Origin of the sequence: Gordonia sp. (in: high G+C Gram-positive bacteria) (assembly GCF_020438995.1) — a bacterium.
Classification (GTDB): domain Bacteria; phylum Actinomycetota; class Actinomycetes; order Mycobacteriales; family Mycobacteriaceae; genus Gordonia.
The window spans coordinates 1-20,117 of record NZ_JAGQTN010000239.1; the positions used below are offsets into that span (position 1 = coordinate 1).

Here is a 20,117-nt window from a genome sequence, read left to right on the forward strand (position 1 = left end):
AGATCTGCGGTTGCCGCAGTCGTCTTCTTTTGATTCACAACCTCAGATCATGGCGCGGCAACCGCCCTGACCAGGGTAAACACACGCGTGATCGTCACCACTCCCGATCTACGGCTGTAGTACTAGCGGCCTACTAAAGACACCGAAGAGGTAATCGTGTCCGACACTATTCGACACTTCCAAAGCAATAACGCCCACGGACCCGTAATAATGTATATCGATGACCATGGTCGAGTGGCTCTGGTATGCGAGGAGGACGGGACATCCTGGGATCTCGGCGTCATCGCGAAAGCGACGAAGGAGCCTGCAAAGACAGCCACCAAGCGCTTGGCGCGCCGAACTCCAGCAATCAGAGATTCAGAGACAATTGGCTCTGACTTGGAATCTGACAAATCTAAGAAATCTCGGAAGCATACCGGCCCTAAACCCACGACTGACGAGATCGCTAGGAATCTCTGGCGATCGTAGCCGTACATCACCTAACACGTGACAACGTGTTCCCATATAGGTCCGATGACATAACCAAGCCTTGGCGATTGTTCGACCACCACACACTCCTGAATCAGGTCTTCCAGGTAGACGAGTCACGACATCATCGACCGCCTATGGTCCCGCCCACCGAAGTGCACAAACACGTCCCGCGCGGATAGGAAAAGGCTATGAAAAGCGCACGCAGGCGTATGAGATACTTGACGTTGGTTATGTCGCTGGTCACGGCGACCTGGATCACGGTGGTGGATTCAGGGCCCGCACATGCTGTGGTATCCAATAAGACCGGGATCGCCGGATTCGCGCAGATTCCGGGTCACGCCAGTTGTTCCTACATGCGCACCAATACCGCCGGGTGGTTGGCATTCTCGGGGATCTTCCCGAGCATGTCGGACAACTTTGCTGCCAGTTCCGGATTCCGGAACTGGCAGCAAAGTTTGTCCTCGTTTCCACATCGAGCGAGAAGCGGCTACGGCCGCACGGTGTGCACCCGCACGGATGGGTATCGTGCGGCGAGTTTGCGGTCGAGCGTCGCCAGACCGGCGACCGCAACCCGCTGATCCCGGAATCCGGAACCAGCGGCAAGGTTGTACGGCGCCTTCCTTCGACGCTAACGGCCGAAGACGTCGTCGAGGGTCGCAGCGCCCTCGACGAGTCTTGAACTCCATCGAATGATCTGCTCTTCCGTTGCGCCGGCCACCAGGTCGTGAGCGCCCTTGTCGAGGGTGCCGAATTTGCGGGTGAGCATGCTCGTCAGCAGCGATGCCAGGCCTTCGGCGTGCCCCTCGGCGCGTCCTTCGACTCGGCCTTCGACTCGGCCTTCGATGAAGCCCTTGGCACGGAGCTGTTCTGCGGTTGTCATAGCGGCCTCCTCTGCGGCGGGTCCGAGCGTCGCTCCGAACCGGATCAAGTGGTCGACGGGTGTTGTGCCGGTCCTTAAAAGATACGTGAAAATCCCTTTGAGCAGCCGTTCGTGATCCCACAGACCCGTCAGCCGGATGAAGTCGTCGAACCACTGACCGAGCCAGGTGGTGACATCATCGTCTCCCGGCGCCTTCGTGATCACCACGAAGGTGATGCGGGCCGCCGGAGTGAGCGGACGTGCCCGCAGTGCCGCGTCATCGAGGGTCGTCAGGTCGTCGACGAGGTAACTCACATGAGGCACGAGCTCACCGGCGTCCGCTTTGAGTTCGTCGTCGGCGTCGATGAGGCCGGCGATGTCGGTAGCTGCGGTCCACCGGCGTGGGCCTTGATAAATGACTACCGGGATGATCAGCGGCAGCGGTCCCGACGGTGCCGCAGTCCGGTCGGTCCTCAGGTGGTGGTCCCAGATTCGGGTCTGATAGGTCATCATCCTCAACGCCATCCGCGGGTCGGATGTGCGCTGATGCTCCACGAGCAGGTACAGGTAGCCATCGCGGCCACCGGCGGCGGTGGTCCGGAACAGCAGGTCGACATGTCGGTGCCGTAGTTCGGGATCGACAAACGTTCCCGGCTGTGGCTGGAGGTTGTCGAGGTCGATGCGGGCGGCGAGCCGCGGCGGCAGGACCGACCGAAGTTCGGAGGAAGCGTTGTCGGGGTCGGCGAAAACCAGCCGGAAAAGCGCATCGTGCGGTTGGCCGTTCGGCTCTTGGGTCGTCACACACAGGACCATACCGATGGGTTCTGACATGCCGGCGTGGCCGACGAGCACTGTTTTACGAGTCGCCCTGCCGGACAGTGCATACACGGACGGATGGGTATCGTGCGGCTGACTTGCGGTCGAGCGTCGCCAGACCGGCGCCCGCCGAATGCGCGAACGCCAGGTCTGCGCCATCGCGTAGACAGGTATCCGCAAATAGTCGTGCAGCAAGTTCGTAAATAGTACAGTATCTATGCCGTGAATAGTAGTGTAGGCAGCTCGCATCCCGGCTACCATCGGGGTATGGACTATCTGCTGCGCACCGTCGACCGAGAGCTTGACGAACTCCTGCCGGCCGCTGCGGCGATCGCGGTCGACGGACCCAAAGGTGTCGGCAAGACCGACACCGCCCGGCGCCGGGCGGATGCTGCCCTGTATCTGGACGACCCCGCTCAGCGCGAGGTTGTCCGGGCCGACTTCACCCTTTCGTCGCTGCCCACCGGCACCGTCCTTCTGGATGAATGGCAGAAGCTTCCACAGGTCTGGGATGCGGTTCGGCGACAAGTCGATTCCGGCGCACCGGCCGGACGCTTCCTGCTCACCGGGTCGGCCACACCGACCGATGCCGCCGGTACCCACAGTGGCGCCGGCCGAATCGTATCGCTCCGGATGCGGCCGATGGGTTTGCACGAGCGAGGGCTGGTGACCCCCACGGTCTCGCTCTCGTCGCTACTCGACGGAACCGGGGAGATTTCAGGTGAAACAACCTTCGGCATAACCGATTACGCCGAAGCAATCGTCAGCGGCGGTCTTCCCGGAATCATGAGCGCCCCACCACGGCTGCAATGCCGACTCCTCGACGCATACCTACAGAGAGTCATCGACAGGGACCTGCCAGAGCTGGGCTTCACAGTTCGCCGACCCGAAACTCTTCGCCGCTGGATGTCGGCATACGCCGCCGCGTCATCGACAACCACCGCATACTCACGGCTACTTGATGCCACCACCGACGGCGACGGACAGCAACCGGCCAAAACCACCACCATCGCCTACCGCGATCACCTCAGCCAACTCTGGCTCCTCGACCCGCTGCCCGGCTGGCTGCCGGCGAGCAACGAAATCAACAGGCTCCAACAAGCGCCCAAACACCAACTGGCCGATCCGGCACTCGCCGCCCGGCTGCTCAATATCTCCGCGACCTCGCTGCTCGGGCCGCAAGGCGCACATATGGTCGGCCAACTCTTCGAATCACTTGTGGTGCTGGGAGTTCGAGTGATGGCCCAGGCAGCCGAAGCCCGTGTCAGCCACCTCCGCATCACCGGAGGCGACCGCGAGATCGACCTCATCATCGAAGGTGTCGACGGCCAGATCATCGGCATCGAAGTCAAACTCGCACCCGAAGTGACCACGAAAGATGTACGTCACCTCGCCTGGCTCCGCGAAAAGATGCCCAACCGGGTCGTCGACCTCATAGTGATAACTACAGGCCGCACCGCCTACCGCCGCTCGGACGGGATCGCCGTCATACCACTGGCACTCCTGGGAGCGTAGCCCTCCACACTGCTAGGCGATTCGCCGGGATCGGGCCTTTCTTCCCCGCTAACGATCGAAGACGTCGTCGAGGGTGGTAGCGCCCTCGACGAGTCGGGAGCTCCATAGAATGATCTGCTCCTCAGTGGCCTGAGCCACGAGGTCGTGAGTGTCGATGTCGAGGGGGCCGAACTTGCGAGTGAGCATGCTCGTCAGCAGCAATGCCTGGCCTTCGGCACGTCCCTCGGTGCGCCCTTCGAGGCGTCCTTCGGCGCGACCGTCGGTACGTCCCTCGGCTCGGCCTTCGATGTAGCCCTTGGCGCGGAGTTGTTCTGCAGTGGTCATTGCGGCCTCCTGTGCATCGGATCCGAGTGTCCCAGCGAACCGGACCAGGTGTTCGACGGGTGTAGTGGTTGTCCTTAGAAGATACGTGAAAATACCCGTGAGCAGCCGCTCGTGATCCCACAACCCCGTCAGGTGAATCAAGTCATCGAACCACTGGCCGAGCCATCTTGTCGCATCATCGTCCCCCGGCGCTTTCGTGAACACCACGAAGGTGATGCGGGCCGCAGGAGTGAGCGGCCGCGCGCGAAGCGCCGCGTCATCAACAGTGGTCAGATCATCGATGAAGTAGCGCACACGCGGGACGAGATCACCGGCGTCGGCTATGAGATCAGCGTCGGCGTCGATAAGGTCGGCGACGTCGGTGACAGCACCCCAGCGACGGGGACCCTGGTAGATCACGACCGGGATGATCAGCGGTAACGGCCCCGACGAGGCAATCGCCGGGTCGGTGGTGCGGTGATGTTCCCAGATGCGAGTCTGGTAGATCATCATCCGCAACGCCATCAACGGATCGGATGTGCGCTGATGCTCAACAAGCAGGTACAGGTACGCGTCGCGGTCACCGGCGGTGGTGCGAAACAACAGGTCGGTGTGCCGGTGCCGCAGCTCCGGGTCGACGAACGTTCCCGGTTGCGGCCGCAGGTTCGCGAGGTCGATACGGGCGGCAAGGCGTGGTGGTAGCACCGACCGCAGCTCGGAGGCGGTGTTGTCGGGGTCACCGAAAACCAGCCGGAAAAGAGCATCGTGCGGTTGGCCGTTCGGTTCATGGGTTGTCACACCGCGAACCATACCGACGGGTTCTGACATTTTCGGGACCAGTCCACGAGCACGACCACCGGGGGAAGTCCTGCTTGCTCGTCGTCCGGCCGTGCGATGATGACTCGAACCGACGGGTATCGCGCGGCGAGTTCGCCGTCGAGTGTCGCCAGCCACGAGGATCCAGCGACAAACGTGTACACCGGGATTACGAGATCTACGACGCCCGAACGGGTGAAATCGGTAGGCGGTGTCGCTGCGACCTGGGCAGATGTCGGTTGGGTAGCCTTCATGTGACAAGCAAGTGGCCCGTTTTCGATCATTGCCCCCCCACTTTCGGCAATGGTTGACGGCAACAGGCTGACCACAGGAAGTGCCATGCGAATCTCAAACAAGAAGCGTGCTCGCCTGATCGCCGCCGCGGCCGGAATCGACCTGCCCCGCAAGCGCGACCGGGCGACCGTCGACGACGTCACATCGCAGTCCGCTGCGGCCGGGTCCGGTACTCCAGAGTCCGGTACATCCGTGTCCGGCACGCCAGAGCCCGGTGCACCGTCACCGAGCGACACCGGTGGCGAATCCGGATCGCCGCGCGAGGAGCCGGACACGACCACACTGACCACGGTGCTGACCCGTGTCGATCAACCCGCCGATGAGGCCGACGCGGCAACCGCTGCCGCCCCCGGCCCCGCCCCCTGGACCTTGGTCTGGTGGACCCGCCGCACCCGATCCCTGGTGAACAATCAGGGATCGGGAGGCACGCCCACACTCACCCCCACCGCCGACGGCTGCACCATCGACCTCGGCATCGCCGGCCCCGTCACCATCAACGCACAACCTGCCCACGGCACCGTCGCGCTCAACGCCGACGGCACCATCGGCTACGTCCCAGGCCCCGGCAGCACCGCCGCCGACCAATTCACCGTCACCCTTCCCGACGACGCACCGTTCGCCGGTCAGAACTCCCACAACCGCGCGGTGACCATCACCGTCCCCTCCGTCACCGGCCTGCCGCTCGCGGTCGACCCGACCCGGCAACCGTCCGACGCCCGCACCGGCACTGTCGTCGTCACCGGCCTGACGACCATCATCGCCGACCCCGACGACGACCCGCTGACCCTGACCACCGCCGACACCACCATCGTCTTCGACTCACAGGACGCGGACGCCTTCACCTGGACTCCCGGTGTCGAAACCCTCAACAGCACAAGCGATTCCGATGCGCTGCCAACTCGTACCGTGACCGTCGTCTCCGATGACAGAGATGGCGCCACCATCGGCCTCCTGGTGACCGAGCCTGTCGATCCGACGATCACTACCTCGGCACCGTCGACACCGGCGGCCGGATCCGGAGTCGTCACCGGAACACTCACAGCGGCCGGTACCGGTCCACACGATCCGGCCTTCACCGTCTCCGGCGCAACGGCTTCCGGCACAGACACTTTCACCACCGCACGGGGTGGCACACTGATCATCGACCCGGACTCGTGCACCTACACGTACACCCCGTCGGGCGAACAACGTATGGCCGCCTCATATCTCAACGCCACCACCGCGGACACCGCCGAAACGATCACGGTCACCGCCGACGACGGCCAGGGCGGAACGGTCAGCGAGACCTTTACCGTTCCGGTAGACGGAATCACGCTCCCCGGTACGCCGTTCGACGTCACATCCGACAACAGCGCCCCGGCCGCCGGCACATATCGCATCACCACTGTCGCCCAAGCCGGCACCGCGACAACAACGCTCCCCGGAACGCCCACCGCCGACACGCAGGTCGCCCCCGACGGCTCCCTGTACCAGGCCACGTCGACCGGTACCACCTGCGACATCACCCACATCGGTCCCACCGGCACCACGACCACCGCTCTGGGCGGCAAACCGCACAACAGCATGCAGATCGCCCCCGACAGCACCGCCTACCAGGTGACCTCCGCCGGTACCACGCACAGCGTCGTCCACATCACACCTACCGGCAGCACAACCACCAAGATCACCGGTCCCCCGTACAGCAGCATGCAGGTCGCTGCCGACAACTCCGTCCACCAAACCACGCTCTCCGGAAAAACCCGAACTCGTATCACACACGTCACCGCCGGCGATGCCACGAGCACCACCCACCCCGGCACCCCACACGGCGGCGTCCAGGTCAGCCCCGACGGGACCGCCTACCAGATCACCGCCAAAGGCGACATCTACCGGGTCTTCGCCGTCGCCTCAGAGGACACGACCGCCACCACACTCACCGGCGAACCCTTCGACGTGGTCCAGTTCACCCCGGACGGCACCGCCTATATCGGCACCCGGACGGGCGATGCCGACGTCGGCTACACCACCCACATCACTCACATCACCGCAACCGGCACCACGATCACCACCTATCCCGGCAAGCCCTTCGACAGCATCCAGATCGCCGCCGACGGCACCGCCTACCACACCACCTGCTCCGGCGACACCTACAGCATCAACACGATCACCCCGAAGGAAGTCGTGACCACGGCGCTCACCGGAACGCCGTATGGCAGCACTCAGATCGGTCCCGACGGCACCGCCTACCGAACCACCCGCACCGGCGACGCCGCCACCGGCTACGCCACCCACATCACACACGTCACACCCACCGGAACGACGACAACGACACTCCCCGGCACGCCTTCCGGCGGCATCCAGTTCGACGCGGATGGCGCAGCCCACCAAATCACTTGCAATGCAAGCACTTATGAAATCTCCACGATCTCCGAGACCGGTACGACAACCACAGCCCTCCCCGGGGCACCCGTCGGCGACATCCGCTTCGCTCCCGACGGGACGGTCCGCCTGACCACCTACGCCGGAGTCTCGACCACCCATATCACCACCATCGCCGCCGACGACACGACGACAACCGAACTCGACGGCGAACCGGTGGGCGGGATTCGGCTCGTCCCCGACGGCACCGCATACCAAATCACCACCACCGACAACACCTACGCCATCGCCGCCATCACGCCCGCCGGCGTCACTACCACCGCACTTCCGGGCGCCCCCCACGGCGACCTCCAGATCGCACCCAAAGGCTCCATACTCCTGACGACGGTGACGAGTTCCGGCACGACCAGAATCGTCGTGATCAAGCGCGCAAACTGACCCGCAAACATTGCGGTTGGTTCCGTAATCCGGAACCAACCGCAATGTTTGGCGACCACCGAATGCTTTGTACGGCAAATGAACTATCTTGTAGTCCGAACGGACCAACTTAACACTCGAGGACGCTCCCACCTGCGATGACCCCGGCAGGAGTAGTCAAAAGGCAAATCGGGCACCTCAGCACCTATCATTCCCGGGGAATTTCCGCCATCGTTGATTACATCTGTCTACCCGCAGGAAGAGCGCCATGCGAATCTCACACAAGAGCCGTGCCCGTCTGATCGCCGCCGCCGCCGGCGTCAGCCTTTTCCTCAGCCCCGGGCACGCCACCGCCGACGACGACACCGGTTCCCAGCCCGGCTCCTCCTCGCAGAGTGATGCCGGGTCCGGGTCAGAGTCGTCGAACGATGATTCCGCAGATGGACCCGGAGGCGCCGGCGCTGGTGATCCCTCGTCGGCGACATCGTCGCCTTCGAGTCCGTCCGGCGGTTCAGATTCGTCGGATGGTTCCGGTTCCGGGGGCGGCACGGCCGGCGGCGACAGCGGCGACGGCGGCGGTGCGCCGAAGTCCACCGAGCCGGGTACAACCGAACCCGCCGACGGCACCCCAGATACCGACACGTCAACCACCGACGTAGCTGGTACCGACACCGCAAGCACCAACACAGCGGGCACCGACACAGCAAGCACCAACACTACGAGCACCAACACGCCGCCGACGGACACAAGCGTGACGTCGACGACCCCTGCGGACAACACCACGTCGACGGGTGCCGATCCCTCAGTCGGCGGTACCACGACGACCACCGACACCGGCCCGTCGGAACCCGTCTATGCCCCCATCGTCCCGGACACCACCAACACCTGGACCGCCCGGACGACCACCGACACCGGAACCGGGACCGGGACCGGGACCGGGACCGGGACCGGGACCGGGACAGCAGAACCCGAAACCGGTGAAGCCGACAACAGCACAACCGGAACCGAACCAACCGAAGGCGCGGAAGGCAACTCGGAGCCCGACGACACCTCGACGTTTGCCGCGCGGCCCCTGGCCCTTATCGCTCCGAGCGTCGCCGACGACACCGAAACCACCGGCGATACCGAAACCCTGGATGCACCCCAAACATTCAGCAACGCAACGTTTTTCGTATCCACCTCGACAACACCGGGTAGCACCACCAACACCAGCACCCCGCTGACAACCCTGCTGACCTTCCTGGGCCTCCCCCAAACCGGCGGACCTTCCACCACAACCACCTTCGCCACCAGCCCCGCACCCTGGACCCTGCTCTGGTGGATCCAACGCACCCAATCCCTGGTCAACAACCAAACCCCCAACGCCGCACCAACATTGGCCCCCGCAACCGATGGCTACACCATCAGCCTGAACGCCACCGACCCCGATGGCGACCCACTCACGACCACCATCACCACCCAACCCACCAACGGGACAGCAACGGTCAACACCGACGGCACCATCAGCTACACACGTAACCAAAACTCCACCGCCGCAGACCAATTCACCGTCAGAATCTCCGACACCGGCCCCCACCTGCACGGTCTGGCCAGCATCCTGGCACTGTTCACCGGCCAGAACCCGCACAATCGCACGGTCACCGTCACCATCCCCGAAACCCCGTCCAACCAGGCCCCGGTCATCGACCCGGCACAGAACCCGACCATCGGCACACCGGACCCGACCACCGGTGCCGTCGTCGTCACCGGCCTGACCGACATCGTCACCGACCCCGACGGCGACCCACTCACCTTCTCCTCCACCGACACCAACGTCGTCTTCGACACGCAGAACCCGGGCACCTTCACCTGGACCCCGACCACCCAAATCCGCCACGACGCAGCCGTTCCCGGCGCACCGCAAACCCACACCGTCACCGTCACCGCCGACGACGGCAACGGCGGTACAACCACCTACGACGTCGCAGTCCCCATCGCCTGGCAAAACAACGACCCCACCGTCTCCGTGTCAGCGCCTTCGGCACCGGCGGTGGGCTCGGGAAGCGTCACCGGAACCCTCACCGCATCCGACTCCGACTCCGACGACCTGACCTTCACGGTCACCGGCGGAACTGCTTCCAGCACAAACACTTTCACCACCGCAAATGGTGGAACACTGGTGATCGACACGCTCCCGGGCCTCTACACCTACACCTACACGCCGTCGGAGGCACAGCGTCTGGCCGCCTCGTATGTCAACGCCACCGCCGCCCAGACAACCGAGACCATCACCATCACCGTCGATGACGGCCACGGCGGAACGGTGAGCGAAACCATCACGGTGACGGTCGACGGGATCACCGTCGTCGGCTACCCTGTCGATGCTCTCCACGTCGGCGCCGGCGGCACCGCGTACCAGGTGACCGAATCCGCGTCCGGCACCCAGATCACGATGATCACCAGCACCGGCACCACGACCGTCAACCTCCCCGGCACGACGTACTACGGATTGCACTTCGCCCCCGACGGCTCCGCCTACCAGTCCACCTATATCGGCGACACGTACTATCTGACCGCCATCTCACCCTCCGGAACCACCACGGCCACCCTGCCCGGCACGCCGTACAACCTCTACACCGTCATCGCTGTCGGCCCAGACAGCCGCGCTCACCAGATCTCCTACACGGGCGACTATTCGACCGGCTTCACGTACCACCTCACCACCATCACCCCCACCGGCAGCACGACAACGACGCTCCCCGGCACACCGGATTACTTGCCCGAGATGACGACCGGTTCCGACGGGACCGCGTACCAGTTGACCACCTCGAACGGCACCTATTACCTCACCGCGATCGGCCCCACCGGCACCCCGTCAACAGCGACGCTCACCGGCGCACCCTACGGCGGTACCCGCGTGGACCCCAACGGCATCGCTCACCAGATCACCCGCACGGGCAACTCCACCAGCGGGTACACCTACTACGTCACCACCGTCACCCCCACCGGTGTTTCCAGCACTGCGCTGCCGGGTTCGCTCCAGAACAATCTCCTGATCGCTCCCGACGGCACCGCATATCAGGTCACCGGTTCGGCCGGCACCTACTACATCAACGCCATCACGCCCACCGGTGTCACATCGACGGTGCTCACCGGAGCACCGGTCGGCAACATCGACATCGCCGCCGACGAAACCGTGTACCTGGCCTCTTACACCGGCGACCCCACCGCCGGCTACGTCACCCACATCACTGCGATCAGTTCGACCGGAACCGTGGTCACCGACTTCATCGGCATGCCCACCCATGGCGTCCAGGTCTCACCCGACGGAACCGTCTACCACGTCAGCTATGTCGGCGACACCCACTACCTCAGCACCATCACGTCCACCGGATCATCAACGACGACGCTCCCCGGCATCACCAGCGGCGCCCTCATGTTCGCCGCCGACGGCACCGCGTACCAGATCACGCGCAGCGGCACGCTCAACCCCACGTACTCCATCACCCGCATCACGCCCAACGGCACCACCACGACCCCGCTCACGGCGGCGTACGAGGATCTCCGGCTCGCGCCCGACGGAACCGCCTACCAGACCACGCGCGCCGTTTTTTCCCCCAACTTCTACTTCTACGTCACCACCATCAACTCCACCGGTTCCACAATCACACAGTTGCCCGAAGGCTCACGCATCGGTGGGATCGTGATCGGGCCCGACAGCGTCGGATATCAAACCACCCGCCTCGGCAACACCTACACCATCACCACGTTCAGACCGACCGGCACCACCCAAACCATCATTCCCGGCAACCGGATGGGCGACATCCAGGTCGCATCCGACGGAACCGCCTACCAAGCGAGCGTCGACGGCAACGAGTACAAGATCACCGCCATCAGACCTTCCGGCGACACGACCACCACGATTCCCGGCACCTACTTCCAGAACTTCCAGATCGCCCCCGACGGCACCGTTTACCAGACCAGTAGGACCACCGATCCGGTCACCGGTCAAGTCACCACCCATGTCACCGCCATCACCTCCGCCGGCGAAACAACCAGCTCATTCGCCGGCATGCCCCCCAGCGGCGTCCGGATCACCTCCGACGGTGCGGTGCTGCAGACAGTGATGACCGACGGCTACAACACCAGAATCGTGGTGATCAAACCCGCGAATCCGCCTACAGGGGTGTGACGCTCCGCCCCAAGACTGCACAAGCACGCGGTCGAGTGCTTACCGTTCACAATCGTTTTCGCAATCGCCAATCGCAACTGCCTGATCACCGGAGAGTGCCATGCGAATTTCACACAAGAACCGTGCACGCCTGATCGCCGCCGCCGCGGGCATCAGCCTCTTCCTCAACCCCGGCCACGCAACCGCCGACGACGAATCGGGCTCCGGCTCTGGTTCTCCGTCCGAGTCGTCCTCGCAGAGCGATTCCGGCGGTGGTTCGGATTCGTCGGGCGGGGATTCCTCGCCGGGCGGTTCGGCACCATCACCACCCGCCGGTGGTTCCCAATCGTCAAACAATTCCGAGGCAAGCAGCACCGGATCACCGGGCGGATCTGAATCCGGCGGCGGCGACAGCGGTACATCCGGTGACAGCGGTTCATCCGGTGACAGTGGTGCATCCGGTGACAGCAACGGATCCGGCGACGGCAGCCCGGGAGCCTCCGGACCAGGCGGGAACGAACCGACCGGCGACACCCCGGATACCGAAACAACAGAGACCGACACCTCCGGTACCGGCACGCCCACCCCAGACACGAATACGGTGGGCACCAACACGACGGACACGCCACCGGCTCAAAACACCACGTCGCCGGACACCGGGCCGTCAGACAACGGCACCACCACCTCGACCTACACCGAACCCGCAACCACCACCACCGAGACCACCGAGACCACCGAACCTTCGGAACCCACCTACACCCCCACCAGCCCGGACACCACCGGCAGCACAGGCACCTGGACCGACCCCACAACCAACAAAACACCCATCAGCACAACCGAACCCAACAACACCAGCACCAACCCGCCCACCGCGGACAACACAGACACCACCACCCCCGACAACACCGAGAACAGCACCGACCCCACCGACTCCCCGACCAGCAACCTACGCACCCTCGGCTTCACCGCCCTCACTCTCACCGACGACGACACCCAAACCGACGACACACAAACCACCGACGCACCCCAAACCTTCAGCAACGCAACATTCTTCGCCTCCACCACAGCAACCCCACAAGGCACCACCACAACCACCACCCCACTGACCACCCTGCTCAGCTTCCTCGGCATCCCCCAAACCGGCGGGCCTTCCACACCCACCGTCACCACCAGCCCTGCCCCCTGGACCCTGCTCTGGTGGATCCAACGCACCCAATCCCTACTCAACAACCAAACACCCACCGCCACATCCACACTCGCCCCCGTCACCGACGGCTATACCATCAGCCTGATCACCAACGACCCCGACGGCGACCCACTGACCACCACCATCACCACCGGCCCCACCAACGGCACCGCCACCCTCAACACCGACGGCACCATCAGCTACACCCGCACCCCCGGCACCACCGCCGCCGACCAATTCACCGTGCAGGTCTCCGACAACGGACCCCACATCCACGGCCTGAACACCCTCATCTCCCTGTTCACCGGAGCGGACCCCCACTCCACCACCGTCACCGTCACCATCCCCCAAGTCACCGCACCACCGGTCAACAACGCACCGTCCATCACCGATATCCACTACACCTACCTCGACCCGAGCGGCCTCGTCACCGGCTACGTCGACGGCCTCGACATCGACAACGACCCCATCACCTACTCCTTCACCTGGGACGCCGGCAAGGGCGCATTCAACTACGACGACGCCACCGGCGACTTCTACTTCATGCCCACGCCCGAAGCCCGGCACGCCGCCGCGGCCGACAACGCCACCGACGCCGACAAGAAGCTCACCGCCACCGTCACCGTGTCCGACGGAAGCCTCACCAGCACACAAGCTCTCAACATCACCATCACCCCCGACAACCAAGCACTCGTTCCGGTGGCACCCACCGGAACACTGGGCACCGTCGACCGCGACCTACAAGCCCCCACATTCGGCAACACCACCGGTTCCTTGACCGGTATCGCCACCGACGCCAACAACGACACCCTCACCTACACCGTCCCCACCCAACCCGCCAACGGCACCGTCACCATCACCGGCGACACCTTCACCTACACCCCCAACAGCGACAGTCGCGTACGCACCGACACATTCACGGTCACCGTCAACGACGGCCACGGCAGTACCACCGACGTTCCTGTCACCGTCAATACCGTGCCCATGTACTTCCACGCCATCGACCCCACCAACCAATTCTGGGATCCTTCGGATGCAGACTTCTACAACGGCTATCTGGAGGCCGGTTCACCGGACGGACTGGTCAACTATTCCGTCGACGGCGACGGCAAGGTCGTCATCCACAACATCGGCACCGAACCCATCATCGTCATGGCCGCCACCGTCGAGCAGATGTCAACAATGCAGTCCGGTGGTCCGGCGAATGTCGACTTCACCGTCATCGCGCCCGGCACCTCCCACACCATGCCGTCCCGGCCGGGGCTGCCCGATCCCGGCGGAACCGGTGACGAACTGATCTTCGTGCAGGCCCCGAGGAATCCTGCGGGCTCCGGGGTCGGGCTCGGCATGATCGTCCTCAACCAGGGCACCGTGTACAACTCAAGCATTCCCGTCAATCACGCACCGGTCGTCTACAGCTGGCAGTGGTGGTACAGCGGCCAGAAGTCTGTCGGTGGCGCGGTCATCGCCGGGGACCCGGACCCCGGTGACGTCCTCACGTACACCTATTACTGGGATGCCACCAAGGGCAACTTCAGCTACATCCCCACCGCCGCAGGATTCGCATTCACGCCCAACGCGGCAGCCCAGCATGCCGCGGCGGCCGACGACGCCCCCTACACCGACCGCTATCTCCAGCTTTCGGTGACCATATCCGACGGGACGCTCAGTACCAGCAGCACCTACGACATCCCCATCGTCCCCGCCAACCAGGCTGTCGCCGCCACACCGCCCATGGACCCGCTGGGGACCATCGACCGCGACCTCGGCTCCGGAACCTACGGCACCACAACAGGATCACTGGCCGGTATCGCCACCGACGACGACAACGACACCCTCACCTATACCGTCCACACCAACGGCGCCAACGGCTCGGTCACCATCATCGGGGACACCTTCACCTACACCCCGAACGCCGACAGCCACGCCGACATCGACACGTTCACCGTCACCGTCAACGACGGCCACGGCAGCACCACCAACGTCGTCATCGCGGTCGACACGGTCCCCATGTGGTACCACGCCATCGACCCCACCAACCTATTCTGGGATCCGTCAGACGAAGACTACCCCGCCCCGTCAGGGATGGAATTCCCTGACCCAACCGGACTGGTCGACTACCTCCAAACCGTTGACGGCATAGTTATCCGCAATACCGGACCCGACCCCATCATGGTCTGGTCGATGACCGGCGACGAATACCTGGCGGTCCTCTCGGGCGACCCGCCGACCTTCGACGCACTCGTCATCGCTTCGGGAACGTCGGCGACCATTCCCCCGCGGACCACCACACCCGGCTCCGCCTGGGACGGCTTGGTCCTGCTGCAATCTCCGCGCGGACCGGGCTACGTCAATCAACTCGGCTCTTTCCAGATCGGTGCCGGAGTCATCGTCGACGATTCCGGTATCCCGCAAACCCCGGTCACCCTCGCACCCAGTACCGACGGCCAGGTCACCGGACAGATCCTCAACCACCAACCAGGAACCACCTATTCGGTTCAGGGCGCCACCCCAACGACAAACCCCGGCACCTACACCACCACCGACGGCAGCACCATCGTCATCGACGACACCACCGGAACATTCACCTTCACCCCCAACCCCACCACCCAATTCTGGGCCGGTGCCGGTGGTCCCACCACCCAAACATTCACCATCATCGCCGACGACGGCACCAGCACCACCCCCATCGTCGTCTTCGCACCCATCACCCCAACCAGCCACGTCACCGTCGACGCCACAAATCTGAACACCACCGACTCACCGCGCTATTCGTACGGAATCACCGACAACAGCGGCAGCCCGGTGCTCACCGTCCTGGACCACAACACTGCCCAAACCGCCACCATCGCACTCCCCGCCGGCCACGACACCACATCAACAGTCACCTTCAGCTCCGACAACAACTACGCCCAGATCACCGACACCACCGGCACCAACGTCAGCGTCATCGACCTGACCACCGGGCAGATCGTCGGCGCCTACACCGTCACCGACAACGGCGACGGCACCAAAACCCTCACCTGGACCAACGGCGCACCCCAAGCATTCTCGATGAGAGGCATGGCCGCCCCCGACACCGACGGCCCCGGCTTCTCCCTCATGGGATTCACCACGAACTCCTTCGACACCGGCGACATCACCGGCACCGACTTCCGCGTCGTCACCGACGGCACCCAAGCCATCATCATCGCCCGGCAAGCCGACAACACCTACGACATCTACCTCGGCGACACCACCACCGGCACCCACACCCCGGTCTCCACCGGCACCCCCCTGGCCTACCCGGCCAGTCAGTACGTCCCTGAAGCCGGCTTCGTCCCCGGCACCACCATCGCACTGGTCCGCGACGGATCGACGATCACAAGCATCTCCACCACCGACGCCACCATCCTGAACCACTCCCAGTCCTCATACGACTTCACCGCACAATGGCAGATCACACCGGACGGCGAGTTCGCCTACACGACTGAGCGGTTTGGCGGCATCGGTGGCATCGGAGGACTGGCATCTGTCGATGTGCTCAACCTGACCACCGGGACCCTTTCCCGAATCGAATTTCCGGGTGGGTGGTCGGGTTCCAGCGGAGTTGTCGACGCCGCCCACTCAACGGCATACGGATACGACTTCGTCGACCAGTTCACCGTACGTATCACCCGCTATGAATTCAGCGACCCAACCAATACGGCTTCCATTACCGTGGACGGCACGAACACCATCACAATTCCGTATCAGATGTTGGGGTATTATCCCTTCGATGCAGATGGCAATTTCTACTACGCCACCTACACATGGACCACCGTCGAAGGTTCACCTGATCCTGTCGCAGAGAATAGCAAGATCCACGTCATCGACCCCGGACTCAACGAGATCGGTACCGTCTATCTGGATGCCGGAAACAAAGTCGCTCTCGGCGCCTTCGTGATCGATGGCACCCTCTACGCATTGATGTCGAACCTGACGGACACCACCGATGGTGGGACATATCGGGTTGCCCCAGACGGCTCCATCACACTCGTGATACCCGAATACGGCATCCTAGCCGCCGACCAACAGCACCTGTTCGTACCCGCGGTGGGAGCCTCGTACGAGCCGTCGTCGTTCAGTGTTTTCGACCTGACCATCGGCACCCGGTCCACACCGCTTGTAGTGCCCGCCAATTCACTGAACAACTTCCGAGTGTTCGGCGGGAAATACCTGGCGATCTCGGAAAAGGACGGCGCCGATACCCTCATCCACATCCTCGATGTCAACGGAAACATCACCACGGTAACCATCCCCAACTCATCATTCGCACAGTTCGACTACACCGACGACCTCTTCACCGTCACCACCACCAACGGCACCACCGACCAGCTCACCCTCATCCGGATGACGACAGCCGCCCCCAACCAGGCACCGGTACTCAATGTCGGCCAGGAACCGACAATCGATGAGATCAACACCATGACAGGCACGGTGACAGTGACCGGCCTGACAAGCTATGTCACCGACCCCGAAGGCAGCACAATCACCTTCACCTCCCCCGACAGCAACACCGTCTTCGACACCAACACCCCAGGCACCTTCTACTGGACACCGACCACCGAAATACGGCACGCCGCAGCCATCCCCGGCGCCCCACAAAGCCACGGCGTCATCATCATCGCCGACGACGGCAACGGCGCCACCCGCACCTTCACCGTCGACGTCCCCGTACTCGCCCAAAACCAAGCCCCATTCGTGACCGTCTCCACCCCGTCGAATCCGGCCGACCATACCGGCACAGTCACCGGAACCATCATCGTCACCGACGGTGACGGCGACACCACGATATTCACAATCGACGGCGGAACAGCCACCGGCGCAAATACTTTCACCACCCTCGGCGGCGGCACACTCGTCATCGACCCAGCTGCCGGAACATACACGTTCACCCCGTCCGGCACCCAGCGCCTGGCCGCCTCACATATCAACGCAACCGCCGACGACACCTCCGAAACGATCATCATCATCGTGGACGACGGTCACGGCGGCATCACCAGCGAATCGATCACAACCGCGATCACCGCGATCACCGCTCCCGGCGACTTGGTCAACACCGCCCTGTACGGCACCGACGGCACCGCCTATCTGCACACCTCAACCTACGATCCGGATACCGGCCTCTACAGCTACCACCTCGCCACCATCACCCCCACCGGGACGGTGGTCGCCACACCGGTGATCGGTGACCCGATCAACGACCTACTGCTGGGCCCCACCGGCATCGCATATCTGAATTCGGAAAGTTATGACGCCGACGCGGATGTCTTCACCTACTACCTGACGATGATCAACGCTTCCGCGTCGACGAGCAGCATCGAACAATTGCCGGGCAATCCGTACAGTCTGGTCCTCGGCCCGGACGGAACCGCCTACCAGTCCACCTGGGCCAACGACCCTGACACCGGGAGCACGATCTATCACCTGACGATCATCAGGGCAGACGGCACCGCGACCACGGCAGTCGTACCCGTCCCCCCGACATCCGATCTCCAGATCGGCCCAAACGGTAGCGCCTACCAGACCTTGGGCAACTGGGATCCCCATACCGGCAATACGACCTACTACCTCGTCACCGTGACCACTGACGGGGTCGTGACCACCGCGCAGATTCCCGGAGAAAATGCCTTTCTGCCCAGTGATCTTCAGATCGGGCCCGACGGCACCGCCTACCAGATCAGCTATCAGTGGGCAGTAAACCCCGATCCCAATGCGTCGCAGTACGTCTACTACCTCACAACCCTCACGCCCGCCGGAACCACAACCACCGTAGATCTGCCCGACTCTCCTGTGGAGACGATTCAGTTCGGCGCTGACGGCACAGCGTATCTGACCTTCTCGCTACACGACACGGCCACCGATACCGATACGACGCATCTCCTCGGTGTGACGCCGGAAGGAACCGTCTCCACCGTCGCCGTGGCAGCCGGAGCCGCTCCCTATGCCGCGCAAGTTATTTCAGACGGCACCATCTACCTGGTGACCCACACCGTCGCCGACGACAGCACTCACATCACGACCGTCGTCCCGGGCGGAACCCCCACCGCTTTGGCCACGCTTTCCGGCTCGCCTACCGGCCGACCGGCACTCGGCCCCGACGGCACCTTCTACCAGGGCACTCTCGTGCCCGACCCCATCAACTTCCAGAACACGTACTACCTCAATGCCGTCACGCCTTCGGGCACCGTCACCACCACCTCCGCGTTCCCCGGCTATCCTTCCAGTTCGCTGTCGTTCCGTCCCGACGGGACCGTCCACCAACTCACCTGGGATCTTGATCCCGACCCCGCCTACTACGGGGCTTCGTTCTCCTACTCCAACTCTTTCACGCCCGACGGAGTCGTCACCTCGACTCTGTTGCCCGCAACAGCCGACGAAGGCGTGATCTTCGGCCCCGACGGGACCACCTACATCGCCACCCGCGAGTACGTCCCCGATCCGGCCGATCCCGGTATCTATCGCATCACCGACTACATCACCGTCATCTCGTCCGCCGGAACCGTGACGGATATCCAGCTCGTCGGGATAGCTGCCGAAGGCGCACTACTCCAAGCCGGGCCCGACGGGTCGGTGTACAAGACCACAGATACCGGGGACCCCGACAACCCCATCACCTACGTGACCACCGTCAATGCCACCGGAATCGCGACAACCACCACCATCGTCGGATTGGCCGCCGGCACGGTGCGGTTCGGACCGGACGGCACTGTGTATCAGACCACGTCCGACCCCAATTCCGGCACTACCTACGTCACGACGATCTCAACCGATGGCACCACGACGACCGTCGCGATCACTAACGGCAGCCCTGCCGGCACAGTACAATTCGCCCCGGACGGTACGGTGTCGCAGATCGTGACCGGAAACGGCGCTACCCGGTTGGTGGTGCTATAACGATCCTGAATCTC

The 20,117-nt window shown here is 63.6% G+C and carries 6 protein-coding genes; 4 read left to right on the forward strand and 2 right to left on the reverse strand.

Annotated elements, in window-relative coordinates:
* Positions 1–1,099 precede the first annotated feature (1,099 nt).
* Entirely contained in the window at positions 1,100–2,131 is a 1,032-nt protein-coding gene (locus tag KDB67_RS16745; protein ID WP_291017956.1) for an Rpn family recombination-promoting nuclease/putative transposase, read from the reverse strand.
* Positions 2,132–2,413: 282 nt separating this feature from the next.
* Between KDB67_RS16745 and KDB67_RS16750 the strand changes: the two genes are divergently transcribed.
* Positions 2,414–3,661, forward strand: coding sequence for a DUF4143 domain-containing protein (locus tag KDB67_RS16750; protein ID WP_291017958.1), 1,248 nt, complete (start codon positions 2,414–2,416; stop codon positions 3,659–3,661).
* 48 nt (positions 3,662–3,709) lie between these two features.
* Here KDB67_RS16750 and KDB67_RS16755 read toward each other — a convergent pair whose 3' ends face one another.
* A complete protein-coding gene (locus KDB67_RS16755; RefSeq protein WP_291017960.1) occupies positions 3,710–4,762 on the reverse strand; it encodes an Rpn family recombination-promoting nuclease/putative transposase in 1,053 nt (350 codons plus the stop codon).
* A 357-nt stretch (positions 4,763–5,119) separates the two neighbouring features.
* Here KDB67_RS16755 and KDB67_RS16760 point away from each other — a divergent pair, with 357 nt between their 5' ends.
* From KDB67_RS16760 to KDB67_RS16770, 3 genes are all read left to right on the forward strand, one after another.
* The gene (locus KDB67_RS16760) at positions 5,120–7,870 is read left to right on the forward strand and encodes an Ig-like domain-containing protein (protein WP_291017963.1); all 2,751 of its coding nucleotides are present in this window, start codon (positions 5,120–5,122) and stop codon (positions 7,868–7,870) included.
* A gap of 247 nt (positions 7,871–8,117) precedes the next feature.
* Positions 8,118–12,020 carry an Ig-like domain-containing protein gene (locus KDB67_RS16765; protein WP_291017965.1) on the forward strand — a complete coding sequence of 1,301 codons (3,903 nt, stop codon included), beginning with the start codon at positions 8,118–8,120 and terminating at the stop codon, positions 12,018–12,020.
* A 100-nt stretch (positions 12,021–12,120) separates the two neighbouring features.
* Positions 12,121–20,103, forward strand: coding sequence for an Ig-like domain-containing protein (locus KDB67_RS16770; RefSeq protein ID WP_291017967.1), 7,983 nt, complete (start codon positions 12,121–12,123; stop codon positions 20,101–20,103).
* Positions 20,104–20,117: the final 14 nt, after the last annotated feature.